Annotated in this window: 20 protein-coding genes; 16 read left to right on the top strand and 4 right to left on the bottom strand. The window is 72.1% G+C overall.

Annotation, left to right across the window (positions count from 1 at the left end; genetic code table 11):
* Window positions 1–188: 188 nt before the first annotated feature.
* Complete coding sequence (locus ACFYZ3_RS18335; protein WP_388518477.1) at window positions 189–1337, bottom strand: YihY/virulence factor BrkB family protein; 1149 nt, start codon at window positions 1335–1337, stop codon at window positions 189–191.
* A 100-nt stretch (window positions 1338–1437) separates the two neighbouring features.
* On the opposite strand from ACFYZ3_RS18335, the gene ACFYZ3_RS18330 reads away from it, so the two are divergent.
* The 15 genes from ACFYZ3_RS18330 (at window position 1438) to ACFYZ3_RS18260 (ending at window position 16486) form a co-directional block, all read left to right on the top strand.
* Complete coding sequence (locus ACFYZ3_RS18330; RefSeq protein WP_388518474.1) at window positions 1438–3081, top strand: acyl-CoA dehydrogenase family protein; 1644 nt, start codon at window positions 1438–1440, stop codon at window positions 3079–3081.
* 242 nt (window positions 3082–3323) lie between these two features.
* Window positions 3324–4613 (top strand): GAF domain-containing protein, encoded by a 1290-nt coding sequence (locus tag ACFYZ3_RS18325; RefSeq protein WP_388518471.1) that lies wholly within the window; start codon window positions 3324–3326, stop codon window positions 4611–4613.
* A 184-nt stretch (window positions 4614–4797) separates the two neighbouring features.
* Entirely contained in the window at window positions 4798–6111 is a 1314-nt protein-coding gene (locus tag ACFYZ3_RS18320) for a hypothetical protein (protein ID WP_388518753.1), read from the top strand.
* A 77-nt stretch (window positions 6112–6188) separates the two neighbouring features.
* A complete protein-coding gene (locus ACFYZ3_RS18315) occupies window positions 6189–6761 on the top strand; it encodes a GNAT family N-acetyltransferase (protein ID WP_123626875.1) in 573 nt (190 codons plus the stop codon).
* Window positions 6762–6910: 149 nt separating this feature from the next.
* Window positions 6911–6994 carry a putative leader peptide gene (locus ACFYZ3_RS18310; RefSeq protein WP_309475039.1) on the top strand — a complete coding sequence of 28 codons (84 nt, stop codon included), beginning with the start codon at window positions 6911–6913 and terminating at the stop codon, window positions 6992–6994.
* Window positions 6995–7145: 151 nt separating this feature from the next.
* Window positions 7146–8843: a sulfite reductase SirA gene (gene sirA / locus ACFYZ3_RS18305; RefSeq protein WP_388518468.1), complete on the top strand. Its 1698-nt coding sequence runs from the start codon at window positions 7146–7148 to the stop codon at window positions 8841–8843.
* On the top strand, window positions 8840–9019 hold the full coding sequence (locus ACFYZ3_RS18300) for a hypothetical protein (RefSeq protein WP_159328176.1): 180 nt from the start codon (window positions 8840–8842) through the stop codon (window positions 9017–9019). Before sirA ends, ACFYZ3_RS18300 begins: the two co-directional genes overlap by 4 nt.
* On the top strand, window positions 9016–9726 hold the full coding sequence (locus tag ACFYZ3_RS18295; RefSeq protein WP_388518465.1) for a phosphoadenylyl-sulfate reductase: 711 nt from the start codon (window positions 9016–9018) through the stop codon (window positions 9724–9726). The genes ACFYZ3_RS18300 and ACFYZ3_RS18295 overlap by 4 nt, the downstream gene beginning before the upstream one ends.
* Window position 9727: 1 nt before the next feature.
* Window positions 9728–10375, top strand: a complete 648-nt coding sequence (gene cysC / locus ACFYZ3_RS18290; protein ID WP_388518462.1) for an adenylyl-sulfate kinase — start codon at window positions 9728–9730, stop codon at window positions 10373–10375.
* Window positions 10372–11310, top strand: a complete 939-nt coding sequence (gene cysD, locus ACFYZ3_RS18285; RefSeq protein WP_388518460.1) for a sulfate adenylyltransferase subunit CysD — start codon at window positions 10372–10374, stop codon at window positions 11308–11310. The genes cysC and cysD overlap by 4 nt, the downstream gene beginning before the upstream one ends.
* Before the next feature lie 2 nt (window positions 11311–11312).
* Complete coding sequence (locus ACFYZ3_RS18280; RefSeq protein ID WP_388518457.1) at window positions 11313–12668, top strand: sulfate adenylyltransferase subunit 1; 1356 nt, start codon at window positions 11313–11315, stop codon at window positions 12666–12668.
* Window positions 12669–12901: 233 nt separating this feature from the next.
* The gene (locus ACFYZ3_RS18275; RefSeq protein WP_388518454.1) at window positions 12902–14005 is read left to right on the top strand and encodes an aliphatic sulfonate ABC transporter substrate-binding protein; all 1104 of its coding nucleotides are present in this window, start codon (window positions 12902–12904) and stop codon (window positions 14003–14005) included.
* 33 nt (window positions 14006–14038) lie between these two features.
* Entirely contained in the window at window positions 14039–14833 is a 795-nt protein-coding gene (locus tag ACFYZ3_RS18270) for an ABC transporter ATP-binding protein (protein WP_356856981.1), read from the top strand.
* The gene (locus ACFYZ3_RS18265) at window positions 14820–15731 is read left to right on the top strand and encodes an ABC transporter permease (protein WP_361006591.1); all 912 of its coding nucleotides are present in this window, start codon (window positions 14820–14822) and stop codon (window positions 15729–15731) included. The genes ACFYZ3_RS18270 and ACFYZ3_RS18265 overlap by 14 nt, the downstream gene beginning before the upstream one ends.
* A gap of 8 nt (window positions 15732–15739) precedes the next feature.
* On the top strand, window positions 15740–16486 hold the full coding sequence (locus tag ACFYZ3_RS18260) for a sirohydrochlorin chelatase (RefSeq protein ID WP_388518450.1): 747 nt from the start codon (window positions 15740–15742) through the stop codon (window positions 16484–16486).
* 15 nt (window positions 16487–16501) lie between these two features.
* Here ACFYZ3_RS18260 and ACFYZ3_RS18255 read toward each other — a convergent pair whose 3' ends face one another.
* Entirely contained in the window at window positions 16502–17050 is a 549-nt protein-coding gene (locus ACFYZ3_RS18255) for a DUF1697 domain-containing protein (protein ID WP_388518446.1), read from the bottom strand.
* A 349-nt stretch (window positions 17051–17399) separates the two neighbouring features.
* Here ACFYZ3_RS18255 and ACFYZ3_RS18250 point away from each other — a divergent pair, with 349 nt between their 5' ends.
* Window positions 17400–19664, top strand: coding sequence for an MMPL family transporter (locus ACFYZ3_RS18250; RefSeq protein WP_388518443.1), 2265 nt, complete (start codon window positions 17400–17402; stop codon window positions 19662–19664).
* 84 nt (window positions 19665–19748) lie between these two features.
* Here the strand turns inward: ACFYZ3_RS18250 and ACFYZ3_RS18245 are convergent, their stop codons facing one another.
* Both ACFYZ3_RS18245 and erm(O) read right to left on the bottom strand, forming a co-directional pair.
* Window positions 19749–21005 (bottom strand): glycosyltransferase, encoded by a 1257-nt coding sequence (locus ACFYZ3_RS18245; protein WP_388518440.1) that lies wholly within the window; start codon window positions 21003–21005, stop codon window positions 19749–19751.
* Window positions 21002–21781 carry a 23S rRNA (adenine(2058)-N(6))-methyltransferase Erm(O) gene (gene erm(O), locus ACFYZ3_RS18240; protein WP_388518437.1) on the bottom strand — a complete coding sequence of 260 codons (780 nt, stop codon included), beginning with the start codon at window positions 21779–21781 and terminating at the stop codon, window positions 21002–21004. Before erm(O) ends, ACFYZ3_RS18245 begins: the two co-directional genes overlap by 4 nt.
* Window positions 21782–21886: the final 105 nt, after the last annotated feature.

Raw genomic sequence — 21886 nt, 5'->3', positions numbered from 1 at the left:
CTTCGGAATCAATCTGGCCACAAAAGGACCTTCCGAATTTGGCAATGGAAATACCTGACGCGTGACGCATCGTACACACGCCGCCCCGAACAGTTGCACGGTAAAGTCACCGGCCGCCCAGAACTTCTCCACAGAAGACTTGCGCGGTTTGCGAATAGAACGGTGCGTATTTCCTTTTCGCCTTGCCCTCAGGAGGCGTCGTCGCCCTGGTGGTGATGGTGGGTGTGGTTCGCGGGAGGCGCGCTCTTCGGGTGGGTGCGCAGACGGGCCGTGACGTCCTCGGGGGGCAGGAAGCGGGACCAGCGTTCGGGGAACTCGGAGGGCATGTCCGGGTCGCCCTCGCCGTTCACGGTGGTACGGGCCACGTACTCGGCGACCTGGGCCTGGCGCAGTCGCTCGTTGGCCTCGCGGGCGGCGGCGGTCGCGGCGGCCGGCCACACCCGGTCGATGGCCGCGTTGACCGCGGCGCCGACGAGCACCGCGAACGCGGACACCCCGATCCACAGCAGCACGGCGACGGGCGCGGCGAGGGAGCCGTAGATGGTGGGGCCCTCGACGGTGCTGGTGAGGTAGATGCGCAGCAGGAAGCTGCCCAGCACCCACATGGCGAGGGCGACCAGCGCTCCGGGGACGTCCTCGATCCAGGGCGAGCGCACCGGCACCGACACGTGGTACAGCGTGGTCAGGAAGGCCACCGAGAGGATGATGACGACCGGCCAGTACAGCACCTGTACGACCGTCGTCGACCAGGGCACGACCCGCACCACGGCGTCCGGCCCCGCCACCATCAGCGGCAGCGCGATCGACCCGATCAGCAGGGCCACGATGAAGAGGAGGAAGGCCATCAGGCGGGTCCTGACGATGCCCCGGACGCCGTCGAGGCCGTACATCACGGTGATGGTGTCGATGAAGACGTTCACCGCGCGGGAGCCGGACCACAGGGCGAAGAGGAAGCCGATGGAGATGACGTCGGGCCGGCCGCCCTTCATCACGTCGTCCAGGATCGGCTCGGTGATCTGCCGGACGCCCTTCTCGGAGAGCACGGCGCGGGAGGCGTCCAGGATGTTGTCGCGCAGGCTCTCGGTGGTGTCGGCGCCGATCCAGGAGTCGACGTAGCCGAGCAGTCCGAGGAGGCTCAGCAGCAGGGGCGGCACCGAGAGCAGGGTGAAGAAGGCGGCCTCGGCGGCCAGGCCGAGGATGCGGTACTCCATGCACGAGTTGACCGTGTCCTTCAGCAGCAGCCAGGCGGTCCTGCGTTTGGATACGTTCCGGTACAGGACCCGGGCACGGTGGAGCCGGCCCGAGGGCCGTTCGGGAGAGTCACTTGCTGGCTGCACGCCCTAAAGGTATCCGGCGCGGAGGGCGGCACTCGTCCGCGGACGCCCGGTGATCGCGTACCGCCCCGTCGCGGCCCCCCGGCACGGTAGGTTCACGTCCATGGCAGGCAGTACCCACACCGTGACGAATCAGGCGCCGCCGCTGACCGGCTACGACGTCTTCACCTCCGACCGGGCCCTGGCGGAGGCGGTCGGGCGGCAGCTGGCGGCCGGAGCGCGCGAGGAGGCGCTCGCCGAGCTGTCGGGGCTCGGCCGGGGCTGCGGGTCGTGGCAGACCCAGGAGTGGGGCGCGCAGGCCAACGCGCACCCGCCGGTCCTGCGCACCCACGACCGCTACGGCCACCGCGTCGACGAGGTCGACTTCCACCCGGCCTGGCACCGGCTGCTCGGCAAGGGCGTCTCGGCGGGCCTGACCGACGCCTGGTCGCGGCCGGGCGGGCACGTACGGCGCGCGGCGGCGTTCCTGATGTGGACCCAGGTGGAGGCGGGCAACTGCTGTCCGCTGTCGATGACCCACGCGGCGGTCCCGGCCCTGCGCGCCGACCCGGAGCTGGCCGCCGAGTGGGAGCCCCGGCTGACCTCCCGGGTCTACGACCGGGAGCTGCGACCGGCCCACCTGAAGGCCGGGGCGCTGTTCGGGATGGGCATGACGGAGAAGCAGGGCGGCAGCGACGTACGGGCGAACAGCACGGCGGCGCGGCCGCTGGCCGAGGACGGGACGTACGAGCTGACCGGGCACAAGTGGTTCTGCTCGGCGCCGATGTCGGACGGCTTCCTGGTGCTGGCGCGGGCCCCCGGGGGGCTGACCTGCTTCCTGGTGCCGCGCGTGCTGGCGGACGGCACCCGCAACGTGTTCCTGATCCAGCGGCTCAAGGACAAGCTGGGCAACCGGTCCAACGCCTCCGCCGAGGTCGAGTTCGCCGGGACCTGGGCGCGCCGGGTGGGCGCGGAGGGGCGCGGGGTGCCCACGATCATCGACATGGTGGCGGCGACCCGGCTGGACTGCGTGCTGGGCTCGGCGGGCCTGATGCGGCAGGCGGTGGCGCAGGCGGTGCACCACTGCGGGTACCGGGAGGCGTTCGGCGCGAAGCTGGCCGACCAGCCGCTGATGCGCAACGTCCTCGCGGACCTGGCGATCGAGTCGGAGGCGGCCACGACGCTCGGGCTGCGGCTCGCGGCGGCCTGCGACGCCGCCGCGGGCGGCGACGAGCGGGAGCGGGCGCTGCTGCGGCTCGCGGTGCCGGCGGCCAAGTACTGGGTGACCAAGCGGTGCGCGCCGGTGGCGGTGGAGGCGGCCGAGTGCCTGGGCGGCAACGGGTATGTCGAGGAGTCCGGGCTGCCCCGGCTGGTGCGCGAGTCGCCGCTGAACTCGGTCTGGGAGGGCGCCGGGAACGTGCAGGCGCTGGACGTGCTGCGGGCGCTGGGCCGGGAACCGGCGGCGCTGGACGCGTATCTGACGGAGGTGGGCGCGGCGCGCGGGGCCGATCACCGGCTGGACGCGGCGATCCGGGACCTGCTGACGGAGCTGGCCGACCTGGCGGCCGCCGAGGGGCGGGCGCGACTGCTGGCGGAGCGGCTGGCGCTGGTGCTCCAGGGCGCGCTGCTGGTGCGGTACGCGCCGCCGGAGGTCGCCGACGCGTTCTGCGCCTCGCGGCTGGGCGGCGACGGGGGCGCGGCGTTCGGCACGCTGCCGCCGACCCTGGACCTGGCGGCGGTGGTGGAGCGGGCGCGGCCCGTGGTCTGATTCCGGCCGCGTGGCGCGGGGGTGGTGCTGCGCCGACACGGCACCACCCCCGCCACACGGGCCTGTTCAGGCCGCGTACGCCGCTCGGGACGGCGTGGTTCAAGTTTGGACACCCGTGAAGCCGTCCACCAGGGTTGCAGGGGGTTGCAACTTGCGGTCGGCTGTGTGCGGACTGTGCCCGTCCGGCGTGGGCAACCGGTCAGTATGAGACGAACATTCGACTTCCGGAAGGACGAGGTCCCGTGGCGCTCTCGCCCATGGACGTGACGCAGTTCGCCGCCGTCGACACGGCGCGTGCGGCCCGGATGCTCAGCCAGGTCCGCACCGCGAGACTCTCCGGCGGGCGGGCTCCGGTGGCGCCGCGTCCGGTGATCGAGCAGTCCTGGGACCGGATGCTGCGCAGCGGAGTGGACCCGGAGCACGACTTCCGCTCCGGGCTGCTGGGCCCGGAGGAGATCCGTCGGCGGCGCGAGGCCTCCGAGCTGCGGCACGTCCTGCCGGTGCTGCGGGAGGCGCTGCTGTCGGTCGCGGACGTCGCCCACCACATCATGGTGGTCGCCGACGAGGACGGCCGGGTGCTGTGGCGCGAGGGCAGCGCGCGGGTGCTGCGCCGGGCCGACGGGCTCGGGTTCGAACTCGGGGCGGACTGGCGGGAGGAGGTGGTCGGAACCAACGGAGTGGGGACGCCGGCGGTCACCCGGCGGCCCGTACAGGTCTTCGCCTCCGAGCACTTCGTGCGGTCCCAGGCGACCTGGACCTGCGCCGGGGCGCCGATCACCGACCCGCGCAGCGGGCTGCTGCTGGGTGTGGTCGACCTGAGCGGGCCGCTGGAGACGATGCATCCGGCGACGCTGGCCTGGGTGGACTCGGTGGCCAAGCTGGCGGAGGCCCGGCTGCGGGAGTTGCACACGCGGTCCCTCGAGCGGTTGCGGGCGGTGGCGGCCCCGGTGCTGGCCCGGGTGGAGGGGCGGGCGCTGGTCACCGACCGGGACGGCTGGACGGCGGCCGTGACGGGGATGCCCTACCTGGACCGGGTGGTACTGCCCAGGTCGCCGGAGGCGGGCACGCGGTGGCTGCCGGCGTTCGGCGCGTGCACGGTGGAGCCGCTGGCGGAGGGCTGGCTGGTGCGGGCCGCGGCGGGGCCGGTGCCGCAGGACGCGACCCGGATCGTGCTGGACCTCGCGCAGCCGCGCCGCTGGTCGGTACGGGTGCTGGGCGGCGCGGAGGACTGGGCGCGGGAACTGAGTCCGCGGCACGCGGAGTTGCTGTACCTGCTGGCGGTGCACCGGGGTGGCCGCAGCGCCGCCGGGCTGGCCGAGGACATGTTCGGCGACCCGGCCCGCACGGTGACGGTACGGGCCGAGATGTCGCGGGTGCGGAGGTACCTCGGGGCGTATCTGGAGCACCGGCCGTATCGTTTCTGCGAGGACGCGGAGGTGGAGATCCTGCTCCCGGCCGACCCCCAGGACCTGCTCCCCCACTCCACGGCTCCGGCGGTGGCGCGGCGGCGGGTGTCGCCGGGGGTGCCGTGACGGGGCGTCCGGGGGCCCCGGACGCCCCGGACGGCTGTAAAGGCGGGTCGATTTCGCATATTTGCATCGTCCGCGTCCGCCGGGCCGTCCGTCTGCCGTAGCATCCTTGATGGACCGTCCCATCCGCTCCTCGGGCAACGCGACCACCGTCGAGCGCAGTTGGTCCGGTGTCCGTGGAGGTTCGATGAAGCAGCGCGGCAGACACCGCCGGCGCAGACGGGGCAGGGCGCTGCGCGCGGCCCTGACCGGCGCCGCCCTCGCACTGACCGGTGCCGCCACACTGATCAGCGCCTCGCAGGCCACGGTCGCCGACGACCCCGGCGCCCTCAGACCCCTCACCTCCGCCGCCGAGACCGACGCCCTGCGCCTGACCGAGCACCGGGTGCCGACGGCCTGGCTCGACCGGCTCTCCGCCGCGATGGGCGACCCGGTGGGCGTCGACACCGTCCTCGAGTCCGCCGACCACACCCTGCGCGACGCCGCCGACTGCACGGCCGGGGAGCGCGAGGCACTGCCGGTCTCCCCCGCCGCCACCCGCGCCTACTGCTGGGACGAGGCCGACACCGACGGCTGGCGTCCCGGCGCGGTCACCACCTCCGGTGACGCCGACGAGGACGGCCGCTGGGGCACCCACCGGGTCATCCTCTCCGCCTGGTCCCGCGACGACGGCACGCCCCAGGGCGGCCTCGCCCGGGTCTCCTTCGTCGACGCCGACGATCCCGGCCGGCTCGGCTACACCTCGGCGCTCCTCGCCGTCCCGGTCGACGGCGGCCACGACTACCGCGGGCTCGCCTCGCCCGTCACCGGCATGGTCTGGTACCAGGACAAGCTGCTGGTCACCGCCGCCGCCGGGGACCGCGACGCGCTGTACGTGTACGACGTGGAGCGGGTCCAGCGCGCCACCACCGCGGCGGACGCCGTCGGACGGGTACCCGGCGGCTGGGCGGCGGGCGGCCACCGGTACGTACTGCCCGCCATCGCCTCCTACCGGCTGCCCGACACCGACGCCGCGGCCCGCCCCGGCGCGATCTCCCTCGACCGCGGCACCACCCCCGACAGCCTGGTGGCCACGGAGCACGTGGCCGCGGACGGCGACCGGCCCACCCGGCTGTGGCGCTACGCGCTGCGCACGGCCACGGATCCCGGCCGCACCGGACTGCCCGCCACGGACGCCTCCGGCCATGTGGACGCGGTCGAGGCGTACGAGACCGGGGCGGCCGAGGTCGGAGGCGTGCTCTCGTACCGGCCGCCCGGCGCGACCCGGTCCGACTGGTACCTGGGACGCGCGGCCGGCGGGCGGGACGGGCGCGGGACCCTGTGGCGCCAGGACACGGAGGGCGCCCGGGCCGCGGAGTGCGGGGCGGACCGGTCGCAGCAGTGCTGGAGCGGACCGGCGGGCTCGATGTCGTACTCGGAGCGGACCGGCGAGGTCTGGTCGCAGTCGGGCCGCATGCTCTTCGCGCTGCCGCTGACGTCGATCGAGGACGCACTCGACTGAGGTGCCGTCGTGGGCGCCCCCCGGTCGCACGGACCGGGGATCGACAGATCCGCGGAGCGGATGATTCCCTGACCGGCATGACCAACATCGCCGTGACCACGTGGTCCCTGGAGCAGACGGCGCCCACCGATCTGCTGCCGGCCGCCGCACCGGAGGGGGACGTCCGGATCGTCCGCGCCGAGGTGCCCTCCCCCGAGTTCAGCCGTTTCCTGTACGCCTCGGTCGGCGGCGACATCCGCTGGACGGACCGGCTCGGCTGGAGCCACGCGCGGTGGCGGGAGCACCTGGAGCGGCCGGGCGTGGAGACCTGGGTCGCCCACGACCGCGGCACGCCCGCCGGATACGTGGAGCTGACGCCCGGCGACGACGGGGTCGTGGAGATCGAGTACTTCGGCCTGATCCCGGCCTTCCGCGGCCGGCGCATCGGCGGCCACCTCCTCTCGTACGGAACCGCCCGCGCCTGGGACCTGGCGGAGCGCTGGCCGGGGCTGGCGACCACCAAGCGGGTGTGGCTGCACACGTGCAGCAAGGACGGCGAGTACGCCATGGACAACTACCAGCGCCGCGGCTTCCGGCTGTTCGACACCAAGGTGGAGGAGGAGGCGGACGTGGCCACTCCCGGGCCGTGGCCCGGGGCCTTCCCCGCCTGACCTGCGCCGACACGTCAGTTTTCGGCCGTCCGGCCGACCGCTCACCGCACGTGTGACCCACGACACCCTTGTCTCGCTCCACGAGACAAGGGTGTCCACATTTTGGATTAAGCTGGACCAGTCACAGATCGCCGTGCCACGCTTCCGTCATGCCTGGAACTGGAATTGCCTTGGTGAGTCGGCGGCACGTCGACCTCGGCCGCATGTCCAGCGCCATCTGTCCGGGCCGCTGAGAGCACCCTCCAGCACCTCCGGATTCCCCGCATTCGCCTCGCTCCCGCGCAATGACGCGCACGCGTGTCTCACGTATGCCCCTACGTAGGCCATGCGCCATGCGCGCAGGTCAGAGCCGCTTTCCGCCTGCCTTGAAGGACGTGTCAAACCATGGCCGCCACCCCGCCGAAGCCCGCTGCCGCGACCCCGCGCCGCAAGGTGAGCCGTCACCGCGGCGAGGGCCAGTGGGCGGCCGGACACTTCACCCCGCTCAACGGCAACGAGCAGACCAAGAAGGACGACGACGGTCTCAACGTTCGGACACGTATTGAGACGATCTACTCCAAGCGCGGCTTCGACTCGATCGACCCCGGCGACCTGCGCGGTCGTATGCGCTGGTGGGGGCTGTACACCCAGCGTCGCCAGGGCATCGACGGCGGCAAGACGGCGATCCTCGAGCCGGAGGAGCTGGACGACCGCTACTTCATGCTCCGCGTCCGCATCGACGGCGGCGCGCTGACCACGGCTCAGCTGCGCGTCATCGGTGAGATCTCGCAGGAGTTCGCGCGCGGCACGGCCGACATCACCGACCGGCAGAACGTCCAGTACCACTGGATCCGGATCGAGGACGTACCGGAGATCTGGAACCGCCTGGAGGGCGTCGGCCTGTCCACGGTGACCGCCTGCGGTGACACGCCCCGCGTGATGATCGCCTCCCCGGTGGCGGGCATCGCCGAGGACGAGATCATCGACGGCACACCGGCGCTGGAGGAGATGAAGCGCCGGGTCCTGAACAACCCGGCGTACTCGAACCTCCCCCGCAAGTTCAAGACCGCGATCTCCGGGTCGCCGGTGCAGGACGTCGTGCACGAGATCAACGACGTGGCGTTCGTCGGGGTCGAGCACCCCGAGCACGGGCCGGGCTTCGACCTGTGGGTCGGCGGCGGCCTGTCCACCAACCCCAAGCTGGGCGTGCGGCTGAACGCCTGGGTGCCGATCGACGACGTGCCCGACGTCTACGAGGGCGTCATCTCCATCTTCCGCGACTACGGCTACCGGCGGCTGCGCAACCGCGCCCGTCTGAAGTTCCTGGTCGCCGACTGGGGCGCGGAGAAGTTCCGTCAGGTGCTCGAGGACGAGTACCTGAAGCGGAAGCTGACCGACGGACCGGCGCCCGCCGAGCCCAGCAGCCGCTGGCGCGACCACATCGGCGTGCACCGCCAGAAGGACGGCCGCTACTACGTCGGCTTCGCCCCGCGCGTGGGCCGCGTCGACGGCACGATCCTGACCAAGGTCGCCGACCTGGCGGAGGCGCACGGCTCGGGCCGGGTGCGCACCACGGTCGAGCAGAAGATGATCGTCCTCGACGTCGAGGAGGGGCGGGTCGACTCGCTGGTCGAGTCCCTGGAGGCGCTGGACCTCACCGCCAGGCCCTCCACCTTCCGGCGCGGCACCATGGCCTGCACCGGCATCGAGTTCTGCAAGCTCGCCATCGTCGAGACCAAGGCGCGCGGCGCCTCGCTCATCGACGAGCTGGAGCGCCGCCTCCCGGACTTCGACGAGCCCCTCACCATCAACCTCAACGGCTGCCCGAACGCCTGTGCCCGCATCCAGACCGCGGACATCGGTCTCAAGGGCCAGCTCATGCTCGACGAGCACGGCGAGCAGGTCGAGGGCTACCAGGTGCACCTGGGCGGCGCCCTCGGCCTTCAGGCCGGCTTCGGGCGCAAGGTGCGCGGCCTGAAGGTCACCGCCCAGGAGCTGCCGGACTACGTGGAGCGGGTCCTCAAGCGCTTCCAGGCCGAACGCGAGGACGGCGAGCGCTTCGCCGCCTGGGCGGCCCGGGCCTCCGAGGAGGACCTGTCGTGAGCGAGCGCGCCGCGCCCTTCTACTGCCCCTACTGCGGCGACGAGGACCTGCGTCCCGGTGAGCAGGGCCACGGCGCCTGGGAATGCGGGGCGTGCAACCGCGCCTTCCAGCTGAAGTTCCTCGGGCTGCTCGCCCGGGGCCTTCAGTCCGACTCCACGGGAGGGGAACCGACATGACGGCGGTTCAGGAAGAACGTACGGCCGAGGACCTCAAGGCACTCGCCGAGCGGGCGGGCCGTGAGCTGGAGGACGCCTCCGCGCTGGAGATCCTCCAGTGGGCGGCGAAGACGTTCGGCAGCCGCTTCTGCGTGACCTCCTCCATGGAGGACGCGGTCGTCGCCCACCTGGCCTCCCGCGCCCTGCCCGGCGTGGACGTGGTGTTCCTCGACACCGGCTACCACTTCCCGGAGACCATCGGCACCCGCGACGCGGTCGAGGCCGTGATGGACGTGAACGTCATCACGCTCACGCCCCGGCAGACGGTCGCCGAGCAGGACGCCGAGTACGGGCCGAGGCTGCACGACCGCGACCCCGACCTGTGCTGCGCGCTGCGCAAGGTGAAGCCGCTGGAGGAGGGCCTGAAGGGCTACCAGGCCTGGGCGACCGGGCTGCGCCGCGACGAGTCTCAGACCCGGGCGAACACGCCGGTCGTCGGCTGGGACGAGAAGCGGGGCAAGGTGAAGATCTCGCCCATCGCCAAGTGGTCACAGGAAGATGTGCAAACGTACGTCACCGAGCACGGCGTCCTCACCAACCCGTTGCTGATGGACGGCTATGCCTCCGTGGGCTGCGCGCCCTGCACCCGTCGTGTGCTGGAGGGCGAGGACGCCCGCGCCGGACGCTGGGCGGGCCGCTCCAAGACCGAGTGCGGACTGCACGGCTGACATGACGACCACCACCGGACCGACGACCACCGGACCGACGACGACCACCACGGGACCGGCCACCGACACGGAACCGGCCACCACCGGACCATCGATATCCAGGGAGAACCACGTGACGACCGGAGCCACCGTCTGGCTCACGGGGCTGCCCAGCGCCGGCAAGACCACCATCGCCCGCGAGCTGGCCGACCGCCTCCGTGAGGAGGGCCGGCGCGTCGAGCTGCTCGACGGCGACGAGATCCGCGAGTTCCTCTCGGCGGGCCTCGGCTTCGACCGCGCGGACCGGCACACCAACGTGCAGCGCATCGGCTTCGTCGCCGAACTGCTCGCCCGCAACGGCGTCACGGCCCTGGTCCCGGTGATCGCGCCGTACGCGGACAGCCGCGACGCCGTGCGCAAGCGGCACGGGGCGAACGGCACGGCGTACGTCGAGGTGCACGTGGCCACCCCCGTCGAGGTGTGCTCGGTGCGCGACGTGAAGGGCCTGTACGCCAAGCAGGCCGCGGGCGAGCTGACGGGGCTCACCGGGGTGGACGACCCGTACGAGGAGCCCGTCGAGCCCGACCTGCGCATCGAGTCGCAGGACCAGACCGTGCAGGAGTCCGCCGCGGCGGTCCACGCGCTGCTCACCGAGAGGGGACTGGCATGACGACGACCGCCGAAGCGGCACGGGAGGGTACGGCCGGCCCGTACGCCCTCTCCCACCTCGACGCCCTCGAGTCGGAGGCCGTGCACATCTTCCGCGAGGTGGCGGGCGAGTTCGAGCGGCCGGTGATCCTCTTCTCCGGCGGCAAGGACTCGATCCTGATGCTGCACCTGGCGCTGAAGGCGTTCGCCCCGGCGGCCGTGCCGTTCTCCCTGCTGCACGTGGACACCGGGCACAACTTCCCCGAGGTCCTGGAGTACCGCGACCGTACGGTGGAGAAGCACGGGCTGCGGCTGCACGTCGCCTCCGTGCAGGACTACATCGACCGCGGGGTGCTCAAGGAGCGTCCGGACGGCACCCGCAACCCCCTCCAGACGCTGCCGCTGACCGAGAAGATCCAGGCGGAGAAGTTCGACGCCGTCTTCGGCGGCGGGCGCCGCGACGAGGAGAAGGCCCGGGCCAAGGAGCGGGTGTTCTCGCTGCGCGACGAGTTCTCCCAGTGGGATCCGCGCCGCCAGCGCCCCGAGCTGTGGAACCTGTACAACGGCCGGCACGCCCCGGGCGAGCACGTCCGCGTCTTCCCGCTCTCCAACTGGACCGAGCTGGACGTGTGGCAGTACATCGCCCGCGAGGGCATCGAGCTGCCGCAGATCTACTACGCCCACGAGCGCGAGGTCTTCGCCCGCTCCGGCATGTGGCTGACGGCCGGTGAGTGGGGCGGCCCGAAGGACGGCGAGACGACCGAGAAGCGCCGGGTCCGCTACCGCACCGTCGGCGACATGTCCTGCACCGGCGCCGTCGACTCCGACGCCGACGACATCGAGAAGGTCATCGCCGAGATCGCCGTCACCCGGCTCACCGAACGCGGCGCCACCCGCGCCGACGACAAGATGTCCGAGGCCGCGATGGAAGACCGCAAGCGCGAGGGGTACTTCTAGACATGACCAGCACCACTGAACCCGTCGAGCCGCTGTCGGTCTGGCAGTTGTCGGAGACGACCCTGCTGCGGTTCGCCACCGCCGGCTCGGTCGACGACGGCAAGTCCACGCTGGTCGGCCGGCTGCTGCACGACTCCAAGTCGGTCCTCACCGACCAGCTGGAGGCCGTCGAGCGGGCCTCCGCGAGCCGCGGCCAGGACGCCCCGGACCTCGCGCTGCTCACCGACGGCCTCAGGGCCGAGCGCGAGCAGGGCATCACCATCGACGTGGCCTACCGCTACTTCGCCACCCCGCGCCGCCGGTTCATCCTGGCCGACACCCCCGGGCACGTGCAGTACACGCGGAACATGGTCACCGGCGCCTCCACGGCCGAGCTGACGGTGATCCTCGTCGACGCCCGCAACGGCGTCGTCGAGCAGACCCGCCGGCACGCCGCGATCGCCGCCCTGCTGCGCGTCCCGCACGTCGTCCTCGCCGTCAACAAGATGGACCTGGTCGACTACCAGGAGTCCGTGTTCGCGGCCATCGCCGAGGAGTTCACGGCGTACGCCACCGAGCTGGGCGTCCCGGAGGTCACCGCGATCCCCATCTCGGCCCTGGAGGGGGACAACGTGGTGGAGGCGTCGGCGGTCATGGACTGGTACGGCGGCCCGACGGTGCTGGAGCACCTGGAGACCGTCCCGGTCAGCCACGACCTGGCGCACTGCCACGCCCGGCTGCCCGTGCAGTACGTGATCCGGCCGCAGACCTCCGAGCACCCCGACTACCGCGGCTACGCGGGGCAGATCGCCGCCGGCACCTTCCGGGTGGGCGACGAGGTCACCGTGCTGCCCTCGGGCCGCACCTCGAAGGTGTCCGCCATCGACGTGCTCGGCGAGCCGGTCGACGCGGCCTGGACGCCGCAGTCGGTGACGCTGCTCCTGGAGGACGACATCGACGTCTCGCGCGGCGACCTGATCGTGCCCAGCGAGGACGCCCCGGCCACCAGCCAGGACGTCGAGGCCACCGTCTGCCACGTCGCCGACGCGCCGCTCACCGTGGGCCACCGGGTGCTGCTCAAGCACGGCACCCGTACCGTCAAGGCGATCGTCAAGGACATCCCGGCCCGGCTCACGCTGGACGACCTGTCGCTGCACCCGCACCCCGGACAGCTCGTCGCCAACGACATCGGCCGGGTGAAGGTCCGCACCGCAGAGCCGCTGCCCGCCGACTCCTACGCCGACTCGCGGCGCACCGGCTCGTTCATCCTGATCGACCCCAGCGACGGCACCACGCTCACCGCCGGCATGGTCGGCGAGTCCTTCGCCGCGCCGGAGCCGGTCAAGGACGCGGCCGACGACGACGGGTGGGACTTCTGAGCATGGGCTCCCCCGACTTCTACTCCACGTTCGCCAAGGAGGGCGGCCGCATCGGCAGCGGCGCCCTCGGCAGCGGGCAGGGCGGAGTGGCGCGATGTGCGCGGTGACGTACGCGCACCGCTCGCGCGCCCTCACCCCCCGCAGCCGAAGACCTGCCGACCTCCCGGCCACGCCCTGACACCTCGGACCAACCGACAGGCGTGCGTGCCGGACCAACGAGAGGAACACCTCCCGTGCCTGCCACCACCGCCCTGCGCCGCACCCTGGCGGTCATAGCCGCCGTTCCGCTGCTCACCCTGGCCGCCTGCGGCTACGGCTCCCAGGCGAAGGACGACGACACCGCCAAGGTCGCCGAGGGCGCCGAGAAGATCGACGGTCTCGACTCGGTCCGGATCGGCTACTTCGGCAACATCACGCACGCCACCCCGCTGGTCGCCAACCAGAAGGGCTTCTTCCAGAAGGCACTGGGCGCGACCGAGGCCAAGTACGCGGTCTTCAACGCGGGGCCGTCCGAGATCGAGGCCCTGAACTCCGGCTCCATCGACATCGGCTGGATCGGCCCGTCCCCGGCGGTCAACGGCTACGCCAAGTCCGACGGCAAGAACCTGCGCATCATCGGCGGTTCGGCCTCGGGCGGTGTGAAGCTCGTGGTGAACCCGGACAAGATCAAGTCCCTGAAGGACGTCAAGGGCAAGCGCATCGCCACGCCGCAGCTGGGCAACACGCAGGACGTGGCGTTCCTCAACTGGGTCGCCGAGCAGGGCTGGAAGGTCGACGCCCAGAGCGGCAAGGGCGACGTGACGGTCGTCCGCAGCGACAACAAGGTCACCCCGGACGCCTACAGGTCCGGTTCCCTGGACGGCGCCTGGGTGCCCGAGCCCACCGCGTCCAAGCTGGTCGCCGAGGGCGGCAAGGTGCTCCTGGACGAGTCGACGCTGTGGCCCGACGAGAAGTTCGTGATCACGAACATCATCGTGTCGCAGAAGTTCCTCAAGGAACACCCGAAGGCGGTCGAAGCCGTCCTGAAGGCGTCGGTCGACACCAACGAGTGGATCACGGCCCACCCGGACGAGGCGAAGACCGCGGCCAACGCGCAGCTGGAGAAGGACTCCGGCAAGGCGCTCCCGGCGGACGTGCTGGACCCGGCCTGGGAGTCGATCAGGCTCACCGACGACCCGCTGGCCGCCACCCTCGACGCCCAGGCGGAGCACGCCGTGAAGGCCGGTCTGCTGGAGCAGCCCGACCTGAACGGCATCTACGACCTGACGCTGCTGAACAAGGTCCTCAAGGCCAAGGGCAAGCCCGCGGTCGACGACGCCGGGCTCGGCGTCGAGTAAAGCCCGGATCCGACCACCCAGGAGGTGACGACCATGGCCACGACCACGACCCTCGCCAAGGCCGCCGACGGCACCGAGTCGGCCGAGTACGCGGCCCGCATCGAGCACGTCTCGAAGTCCTTCGCGGGCCCCGCCGGGCAGCAGCTCGTCCTGGACGACATCACCCTCGATGTCGCGCCCGGCGAGTTCGTCACCCTCCTGGGAGCCTCCGGCTGCGGCAAGTCCACGCTGCTGAACCTGGTGGCGGGCCTGGACCGGCCCAGCGCGGGCGGCATCAGCACGGACGGGCGGCCGGCCCTGATGTTCCAGGAGCACGCCCTGTTCCCGTGGCTGACCGCGGGCAAGAACATCGAACTCGCCCTGAGGCTGCGGGGCGTGCCCAAGGCCGAGCGCCGCGACAAGGCGGAGGAGCTGCTCGAACTCGTCCGCCTGAAGGGCGCGTACGGCAAGCGGGTGCACGAGCTGTCGGGCGGTATGCGCCAACGGGTCGCGATGGCCCGGGCGCTCGCCCAGGAGAGCAAGCTGCTGCTGATGGACGAGCCGTTCGCGGCGCTGGACGCCATCACCCGGGACGTGCTGCACGACGAGCTGACCCGCATCTGGCGCGAGACGCAGGTGTCCGTGCTGTTCGTGACGCACAACGTCCGCGAGGCCGTGCGGCTGGCCGAGCGCGTGGTGCTGCTGTCCTCCCGTCCCGGGCGCATCGCGCGCGAGTGGACGGTGGGCATCCCGCAGCCGCGCCGTATCGAGGACACCGCCGTGGCGGAGCTGTCCGTCGAGATCACCGAAGAACTGCGTGGGGAGATCCGCCGACATGGCCAGCACTGACACGACGCGTCCCGCCGGGGGCGCGGGCCCGAAGGACGGCGGCGACCTCGCCGGTCTGGAGGCGGGCCTGGACGCACTGGAGTCGGTGCAGCAGGGACGCACGCCGCTGCGGCAGACCCTGGTCGAGAAGGTCCTGCCGCCCACCGTCGCGGTCCTGCTGGTGCTGGCGGTCTGGCAGGCACTGGTCTCTTTCAAGATCGTCGACGATCCGACCAAGCTGCCCGCCCCGTCCGACGTGTGGGACGTGCTCCACCAGGCCTGGCTCCAGGGCGAACTGCTCGGCTACATCTGGACCAGCGTCTCGCGCGGTCTGCTCGGCTTCTGCTTCGCGCTGATCATCGGCACCCCGCTGGGGCTGCTGGTGGCACGGGTGAAGTTCGTGCGGGCGGCGATCGGCCCGATCCTGTCCGGCCTCCAGTCGCTGCCCTCGGTGGCCTGGGTGCCGCCGGCCGTGATCTGGCTGGGCCTGAACAACTCGATGATGTACGCCGTCATCCTGCTCGGCGCGGTGCCCTCCATCGCCAACGGCCTGGTGTCCGGCGTCGACCAGGTCTCCCCGATCTTCCTGCGCGCGGGGCGCACGCTGGGCGCGACGGGGCTGAAGGGGACCTGGCACATCGTGCTGCCGGCCGCGCTGCCCGGCTACGTCGCCGGTCTCAAGCAGGGCTGGGCCTTCTCCTGGCGTTCGCTGATGGCCGCCGAGATCATCGCCTCCTTCCCCGACCTGGGCGTCGGCCTCGGGCAGTTGCTGGAGAACGGCCGCAACGCCAGCGACATGGCCATGGTCTTCGAGGCCATCCTGCTCATCCTCGTCGTCGGCATCGCCATCGACCTGCTGATCTTCAGCCCGCTGGAGCGCTGGGTGCTGCGCAGCCGCGGTCTGCTGGTGAAGGGCTGAGGTACGCCATGTCCGCGCCGGTCCGCCCCGTCCTCCTGGTCGTCGCCCACGGCAGCCGCGACCCGCGGCACGCCCAGGCCGTGCACGCCCTGGTCCGCCGGGTGCGGGCGCTGCGCCCGGACGTGCGGGTGGAGACCGGCTTCCTGGACTTCAACGTCCCCTCGGTGCAGGGCGTGCTGGAGTCCCTGGAGACGGAGGGCGTGCGGGACGTGGTCGCCCTGCCGCTGCTGCTGACCCGCGCCTTCCACGCCAAGGCGGACATCCCCGCGGTCCTGGCGGCGGCACCGCCGCGGCTCAGGATCCGGCAGGCGGAGGTGCTCGGTCCCTCTCCCCTGCTCCTGTCGGCGCTGGAGCGGCGCCTGTACGAGGCGGGCCTGACGCCCGCCGACAAGTCCTCGACCGGGGTCGTGCTGGCCTCGGCGGGGTCCTCCGACCCGGAGGCGATCGCAGTGATCGCTGAAATCGCGCGGGAGTGGCGGCTCACCGGTTGGTGCGCCGTGCGGCCTGCGTTCGCCTCCGCATCCCTTCCGCGCACCGAGGACGCGGTGCGGGGGCTGCGCGAGCTGGGCTGTGCGCGCGTCGCCGTCGCCCCGTACGTCCTGGCGCCCGGCTTCCTGCCGGACCGTATCGCGCGGGGCGCGGCCGGGGCGGACGTGCTGGCCGACGTCCTGGGTCCCGCACCGGAGGTGGCGCGGGTCCTGCTGGAGCGGTACGACGCGGCGCGGGTGCCGGTGGCGCTGGCGGTCGGGGCCTGAGGGGTCGGCGACCCGTCAGGGGTTCGTCAGCTCCACGAGCTTGGTGACCGTGTTCCAGTTGCGGCTGGTGGCGATCAGTCCCTTGTTGACGCGGGGTCTGGCGAGGGCTTCGGCGAGCTTGGAGCGGCCCAGCCCGTCCGGTGCATAGAGGTACAGGGCGCGGTCGCCGAGGCGGAACTCCTCGGGGTGGAAGGCCGGTGCGTCGATCGCCGCGAAGCGGTCCGCGTCGACGGGTGCGGAGAAGTAGGTGACGTGCAGTTGCCTGGCCTCCAGTCCGGCGGCCGGGAAGGGGCAGGCCTCGACGACCGACCTCAGGTAGGCGTGGTCGCGCACGAGCACGTCCACCGGGAAGCCGAACCGCTTCTCGATCGCCTCCGCCAGCTCCGCGGCCAGGGAGTCCTCGTCGCCGTGGGCCGAGGCGAAGACGGCCTGTCCGCTCTGCAGATGGGTGCGTACGGCGTCGTGGCCGAGGGAGGTCAGCAGCGTGCGCAGGTCGGCCATGGGGACCTTCCGGCTGCCGCCCACGTTGATCCCGCGCAGCAGCGCCGCGTACATCGTCGTCATCGGCCCACCATAGAACGGCCGTCGTGCCCCGTGGGGGTGGGCACGACGGCCTGGTCCGCGAGGGGCGGACGTGCGCGCCACTCTCGCCGATGCGGTGTGCGGGGTTCAACCGCTGCACGCACCTGTGACTTAATCAACAACTCTTCGGAAAGCCCTCGCCGTCCGGCGCCCCCGGTAGATGTAAGGGGCGGGGATCCTCCTCAGCGGTGAGGGCGACGATACGGAGGGATGAGACGAGGCCGCCGCACGTCACCGAAGAGCACGACGCGACGGCCTTACGCGGCCCATACCTTCGAAACGCAAGGTGGCGGCAGGGGGCCGGCACCGCTCATGAGGGGGCAGGCCGGTCATGCGGAACCGAGAGACACGGGTGCGGGGCATAGCCGCCCGGGCGGGCGGCTGGAGTGCCCGGCACCGATGGGCCGCCGTCGGGATCTGGGTGTTGTTCGTCGTCCTGGCGATGGGGCTCGGTTCGGCGGCCGGCCGGGTCGACGTCAAGGACAGCGACCAGATGGGCGGCGAGACGCACACCGCCGCCCGGATCGTCGAGGACGCCGGGATCGACGAGCCGGCCAGTGAGACGGTCCTGATCCAGGCGAAGTCCGGTGATCTGAAGGCCACCGACGCCGAGTTCCGGGCCGCGGTCGACGCGGTCGTCACGGCGGTGGAGGGCACCGGGAAGGTCACGGGCGTCACCTCCCCCTACGAGGCGAAGACGATCTCGAAGGACGGCCGCAGCGCGCTGGTGCAGTTCGACATGCGCGGCGAGGCGGACACCGCGGGCGAGCGGGTCGAGCCGGTGCTGAAGGCGGTCGAGGGGGTCCAGAAGGAGCACGAGTCGCTGCGGATCGAGGAGATCGGCGGCGCCAGCATGATGAAGACGTTCGACGACGCGTTCGGCGACGACTTCAAGAAGGCCGAGTACTCGGCGGTGCCGGTGGCCCTCGGCATCCTGCTCGTCGCCTTCGGCGCGCTGGTGGCGGCGCTGGTCCCGGTGGCGCTGGCGATCACCGCGATCATCGCGACGATGGGTCTGATGGGCCTGGTCAGCCACCTCCAGCCGATGAGCGAGACCGCCAACTCCGTGATGCTGCTCGTGGGTCTGGCCGTCGGTGTCGACTACTGCCTGTTCTACCTGCGCCGGGAGCGCGAGGAGCGGGCCGCCAGGCGGGACGCGCAGACGGCGCTCAGGATCGCCGCCGCCACCAGTGGCCGGGCGATCGTGGTCTCCGGTGTCACGGTGTGCGTGGCGATGGCGGGCATGCTGTTCACGGGTATCGCCGAGTTCGAGGCGATGGGTCTGGCCTCGCTGATGGTGGTCGCGGTCGCCATGGTCGGCTCGGTGACGGTGCTGCCGGCGCTGTTGTCCCTGCTGGGTGAGCGGGTGGAGAAGGGCCGCCTGCCGTTCCTGCGCCGGCGCCGTCCCGGCGGCTCCGCGGGCGAGGGCAGCCGGTTCTGGACGGCCGTGCTGAAGCGGGTCCTGGCCAAGCCGCTGCTGGCGGCGGCGGTGGCGGTCGGCGCGCTGCTGGCCGTGGCCGCGCCCGCCCTGGGCATGAAGACGCAGAACCTCACGCTGGACCAGGAGTTCGGCGACTCGCTGCCCATCGTGCAGACGTACAACCGGGTCAACGAGGCCTTCCCCGGCGGTTCGGACCCGGCCGAGGTGGTCGTGAAGGCCGACGACATCAACGCGCCCGAGGTGCGGGCCGCGCTCGCCGACTTCCGGGAGCGGGCGATCAGTTCGGGCGCCTCGCGCGGGCCGGTGGACATCACGATGCACGACGAGCAGAACGTCGCGCTGGTGTACGTCCCGCTGGTCGGCGGTTCCGACCAGGACAAGGCGGGCGAGAGCCTGGACAAGCTGCGCGACGACGTGCGGCCTGCGACGCTGGGCAAGGTCGAGGGCGTCGAGGCGCCGATCACCGGTCAGGTGGCGGGCAACAAGGACTTCAACGACCAACTCGTGGGCTCGGTCCTGCCGGTCTTCGTGTTCGTCGTGGTCTTCGCCTTCCTGCTGATGCTGCTGTCCTTCCGCTCGCTGACGGTCGCGCTCACCTCGATCGTGCTCAACCTGCTCTCGGTGGGCGCGGCGTACGGCATCCTGGTCGCCGTCTTCCAGCACGGCTGGGGCGCCTCGCTGGTGGGCGCGGAGGGTGTGGGCGCCATCATCACGTGGCTGCCGCTGTTCCTCTTCGTGATCCTGTTCGGCCTGTCGATGGACTACCACGTGTTCGTGGTCTCCCGGATCCGCGAGGCGCGGCTGCGCGGGCGCTCCACCCGGGACGCGATCCAGCACGGCGTGGTCACCACGGCCGGGGTCGTCACCAGTGCCGCCGTCATCATGGTCGCGGTGTTCGCCATCTTCGGCACGCTGTCCATGCAGTCGATGAAGCAGATGGGCGTGGGCCTGGCGGCGGCGGTGCTGATCGACGCGACGATCATCCGGGGCGTGCTGCTGCCGGCCGTGATGTCGCTGCTCGGCGAGCGCAACTGGTACCTGCCCAAGTGGCTGCACCGGCTGCCGGACCTGACCCACGACGAGTCGCCCGAGGCGATCGCGTCGCCGGAGCGGGACGGCGAGCGCGGGGAGCGGGGAGAGCCGGTCGGCGTCTGACCGGCTCCCGTCGGCACGCCACCACGGCCGAAGGGCCCGTCGGTTCCGGGGGAACCGACGGGCCCTTCGGTATGCCGTGCCGGGTCAGCCGCGGGCGGCGGCCAGTTCGGCCTCGATGAGGTCGGCGGCCCGCCGGGTGCCGCCCTCCTCGGCCATCTGCGCCTGGATCTCCGTCAGGCGCCCGGCCACCTCCGCGTCGTCGACCAGGGCGAGGGCGGCGGTGCGCAGCGCCTCGGCGGTGGCCTCCTCGGTGGGGAGCGTGCGGGCGACGCCGAGACCCTGGAGCATGTCGGCGTTGCCGAACTGGTCCGCGGCCTGCGGTACGGCGATCATCGGAGTGGCGGTCGCCAGTCCCTCCTGACTGCCGCCGGCGCCGGCGTGGGTGACGAACAGGTCGGCCTGCTGGAGGATCGCCAACTGCGGCACCCACGTGCGCACTTCCACGTTGTCCGGTACGTCGCCCAGCTCGGCCGGGTCCACGTGCCGGCCGACCTGGAGCACGGTGTGCCAGCCGGGCAGCTCGCCGAAGGCGCGGACGCACTCCCGGTAGAACGCCGGCTGTTTGGTGAAGGCGGACCCGAGGGAGACGAGGACGACCTTCTCCGCGCCCTCGGGACGGGTCCATTCGCCCTCGGCGGCGCGGTCCCCCTGGCAGGCGCCGACGAAGGTGTACGCCTTCTCGTCCACCCGGTCGGCGTTGGGCTGGAGCGCCTTGGGGATCAGCACCAGGGAGCGGTCGGGGCGGCCGACGAAGGGGTCGGGGTGGTCGGTGATCCCGTTCTCCGCCAGCCAGGCGTGGAAGCGGGCGTAGTACGCCTGCCCGCGCTCGGTCTTCAGCGGCTCCTCCCACATCGGCTCGCCGACCTCCTGCTCGTATCCCTCCCAGGCGACCATGCAGGGCGACAGGGAGATCACCGGCACGTCCCAGCGGCGGCCGAGGACGCGTGCGGTGTAGGAGGCGATGTCGTGCAGGATCAGATCCGGTTCGTCGCCCTCGTACGCCTCGGTGAGTTGGGGAAGCGACTGGATCGCGTCGTCCAGGAAGGGCTCCACGTTGTCCAGCAGGGTGCTCCCCCACGCCTCGGGGTCGGCGTCGGGGCCGGGCAGGGTGCTGTGCCAGAGCTTGGGTTCGGCGCCCGCCTCGGCGACCTTCTCCGCGAGGAGCGGCGGGATCGCGTACGTCACCCGGTGCCCTCGCGCGACGAGCTCGCGGATCACCTCCAGGCTGGGGTTCACGTGGCCGTGCAAAGCGATGGAGAACATGGCGATGTGCGCGGGGCGAGTGGTCATGCCCGCACCGTATGCGAGACGAGACGTCTCGTGCAACTTCTTTCCGTTCATGCTGTCAGCTCCTCGTGCAGCCGCAGCCACCGGTCGGGCGCGACCTCGCCGACGAGCACGCCGTGATCCAGCCGTGCCGCCCGGAACGCCGCGTCCACCCGGCGTCGCGGTCGGGCCCGGCGCAGGGACGCGTGCAGCGAGCCGCCGACGCCCGAGAAGCCCAGCTCGACCAGGTCCGCCCAGGTGCGGCGGGCGGCGGCGGTGAGCAGCGGGGCGGGGCGGCGTTGGATGCGGAGGATGCCGGCGTCGACGCGCGGCGCCGGGCGGAAGCGGTGGCGGCCCACCCGGCCCAGCAGCCGCCACTCGTGGCGCGGCCAGGTCAGGACCGTGAGCAGGGTCCAGCGGCCGTAGTCGCCGGTGCGCTTGCGGGCGTACTCGAGCTGGGTGAGGAGGGTGGCTTCGGTGAGGCCGGGCGCGGACAGGCACCAGTCCACGATGTCGGCGGTGCGCGAGAAGGGCACGTTCCCGGCGACCGAGAAGGGTGTGCGCGGGGGCCGGGCGGCGAGGAAGTCACCGGCGACGACGTGGACGTGCGGGGTGCGCGCGAATCGGGCGCGGAGCCCGGGGAGGAGCCGGGGGTCGATCTCGTAGGCGTACAGCTCGCGGCTGCGGCGGGCGAGCGGCTCGGTGAGGGCGCCGTTGCCGGCGCCCACTTCGAGCAGGAGGGGCGGGCGCCCGGGGTCGGGGGCGGCGAGCCGCGCGACCCGTTCGGCGGTGGCGCGGTCGGTGAGGAAGTTCTGCGAGAGCGTGCGGGCACGCTGGGTGGGGCGGGCCATGGCCTGCGGTCCTTGTCTTCCGTGACAGGAGGGGAAAAGGGCAGCCGAAGGCCCTGACCGGAAGACGAAGGCAAAAGGGAATGCGGAGGCTCAGCCCCGCCGCGC

The organism is Streptomyces sp. NPDC001599, from assembly GCF_042893535.1.
Taxonomy (GTDB): Bacteria; Actinomycetota; Actinomycetes; order Streptomycetales; family Streptomycetaceae; genus Streptomyces.
This window is presented reverse-complemented; position numbering and strand designations above follow the sequence as displayed.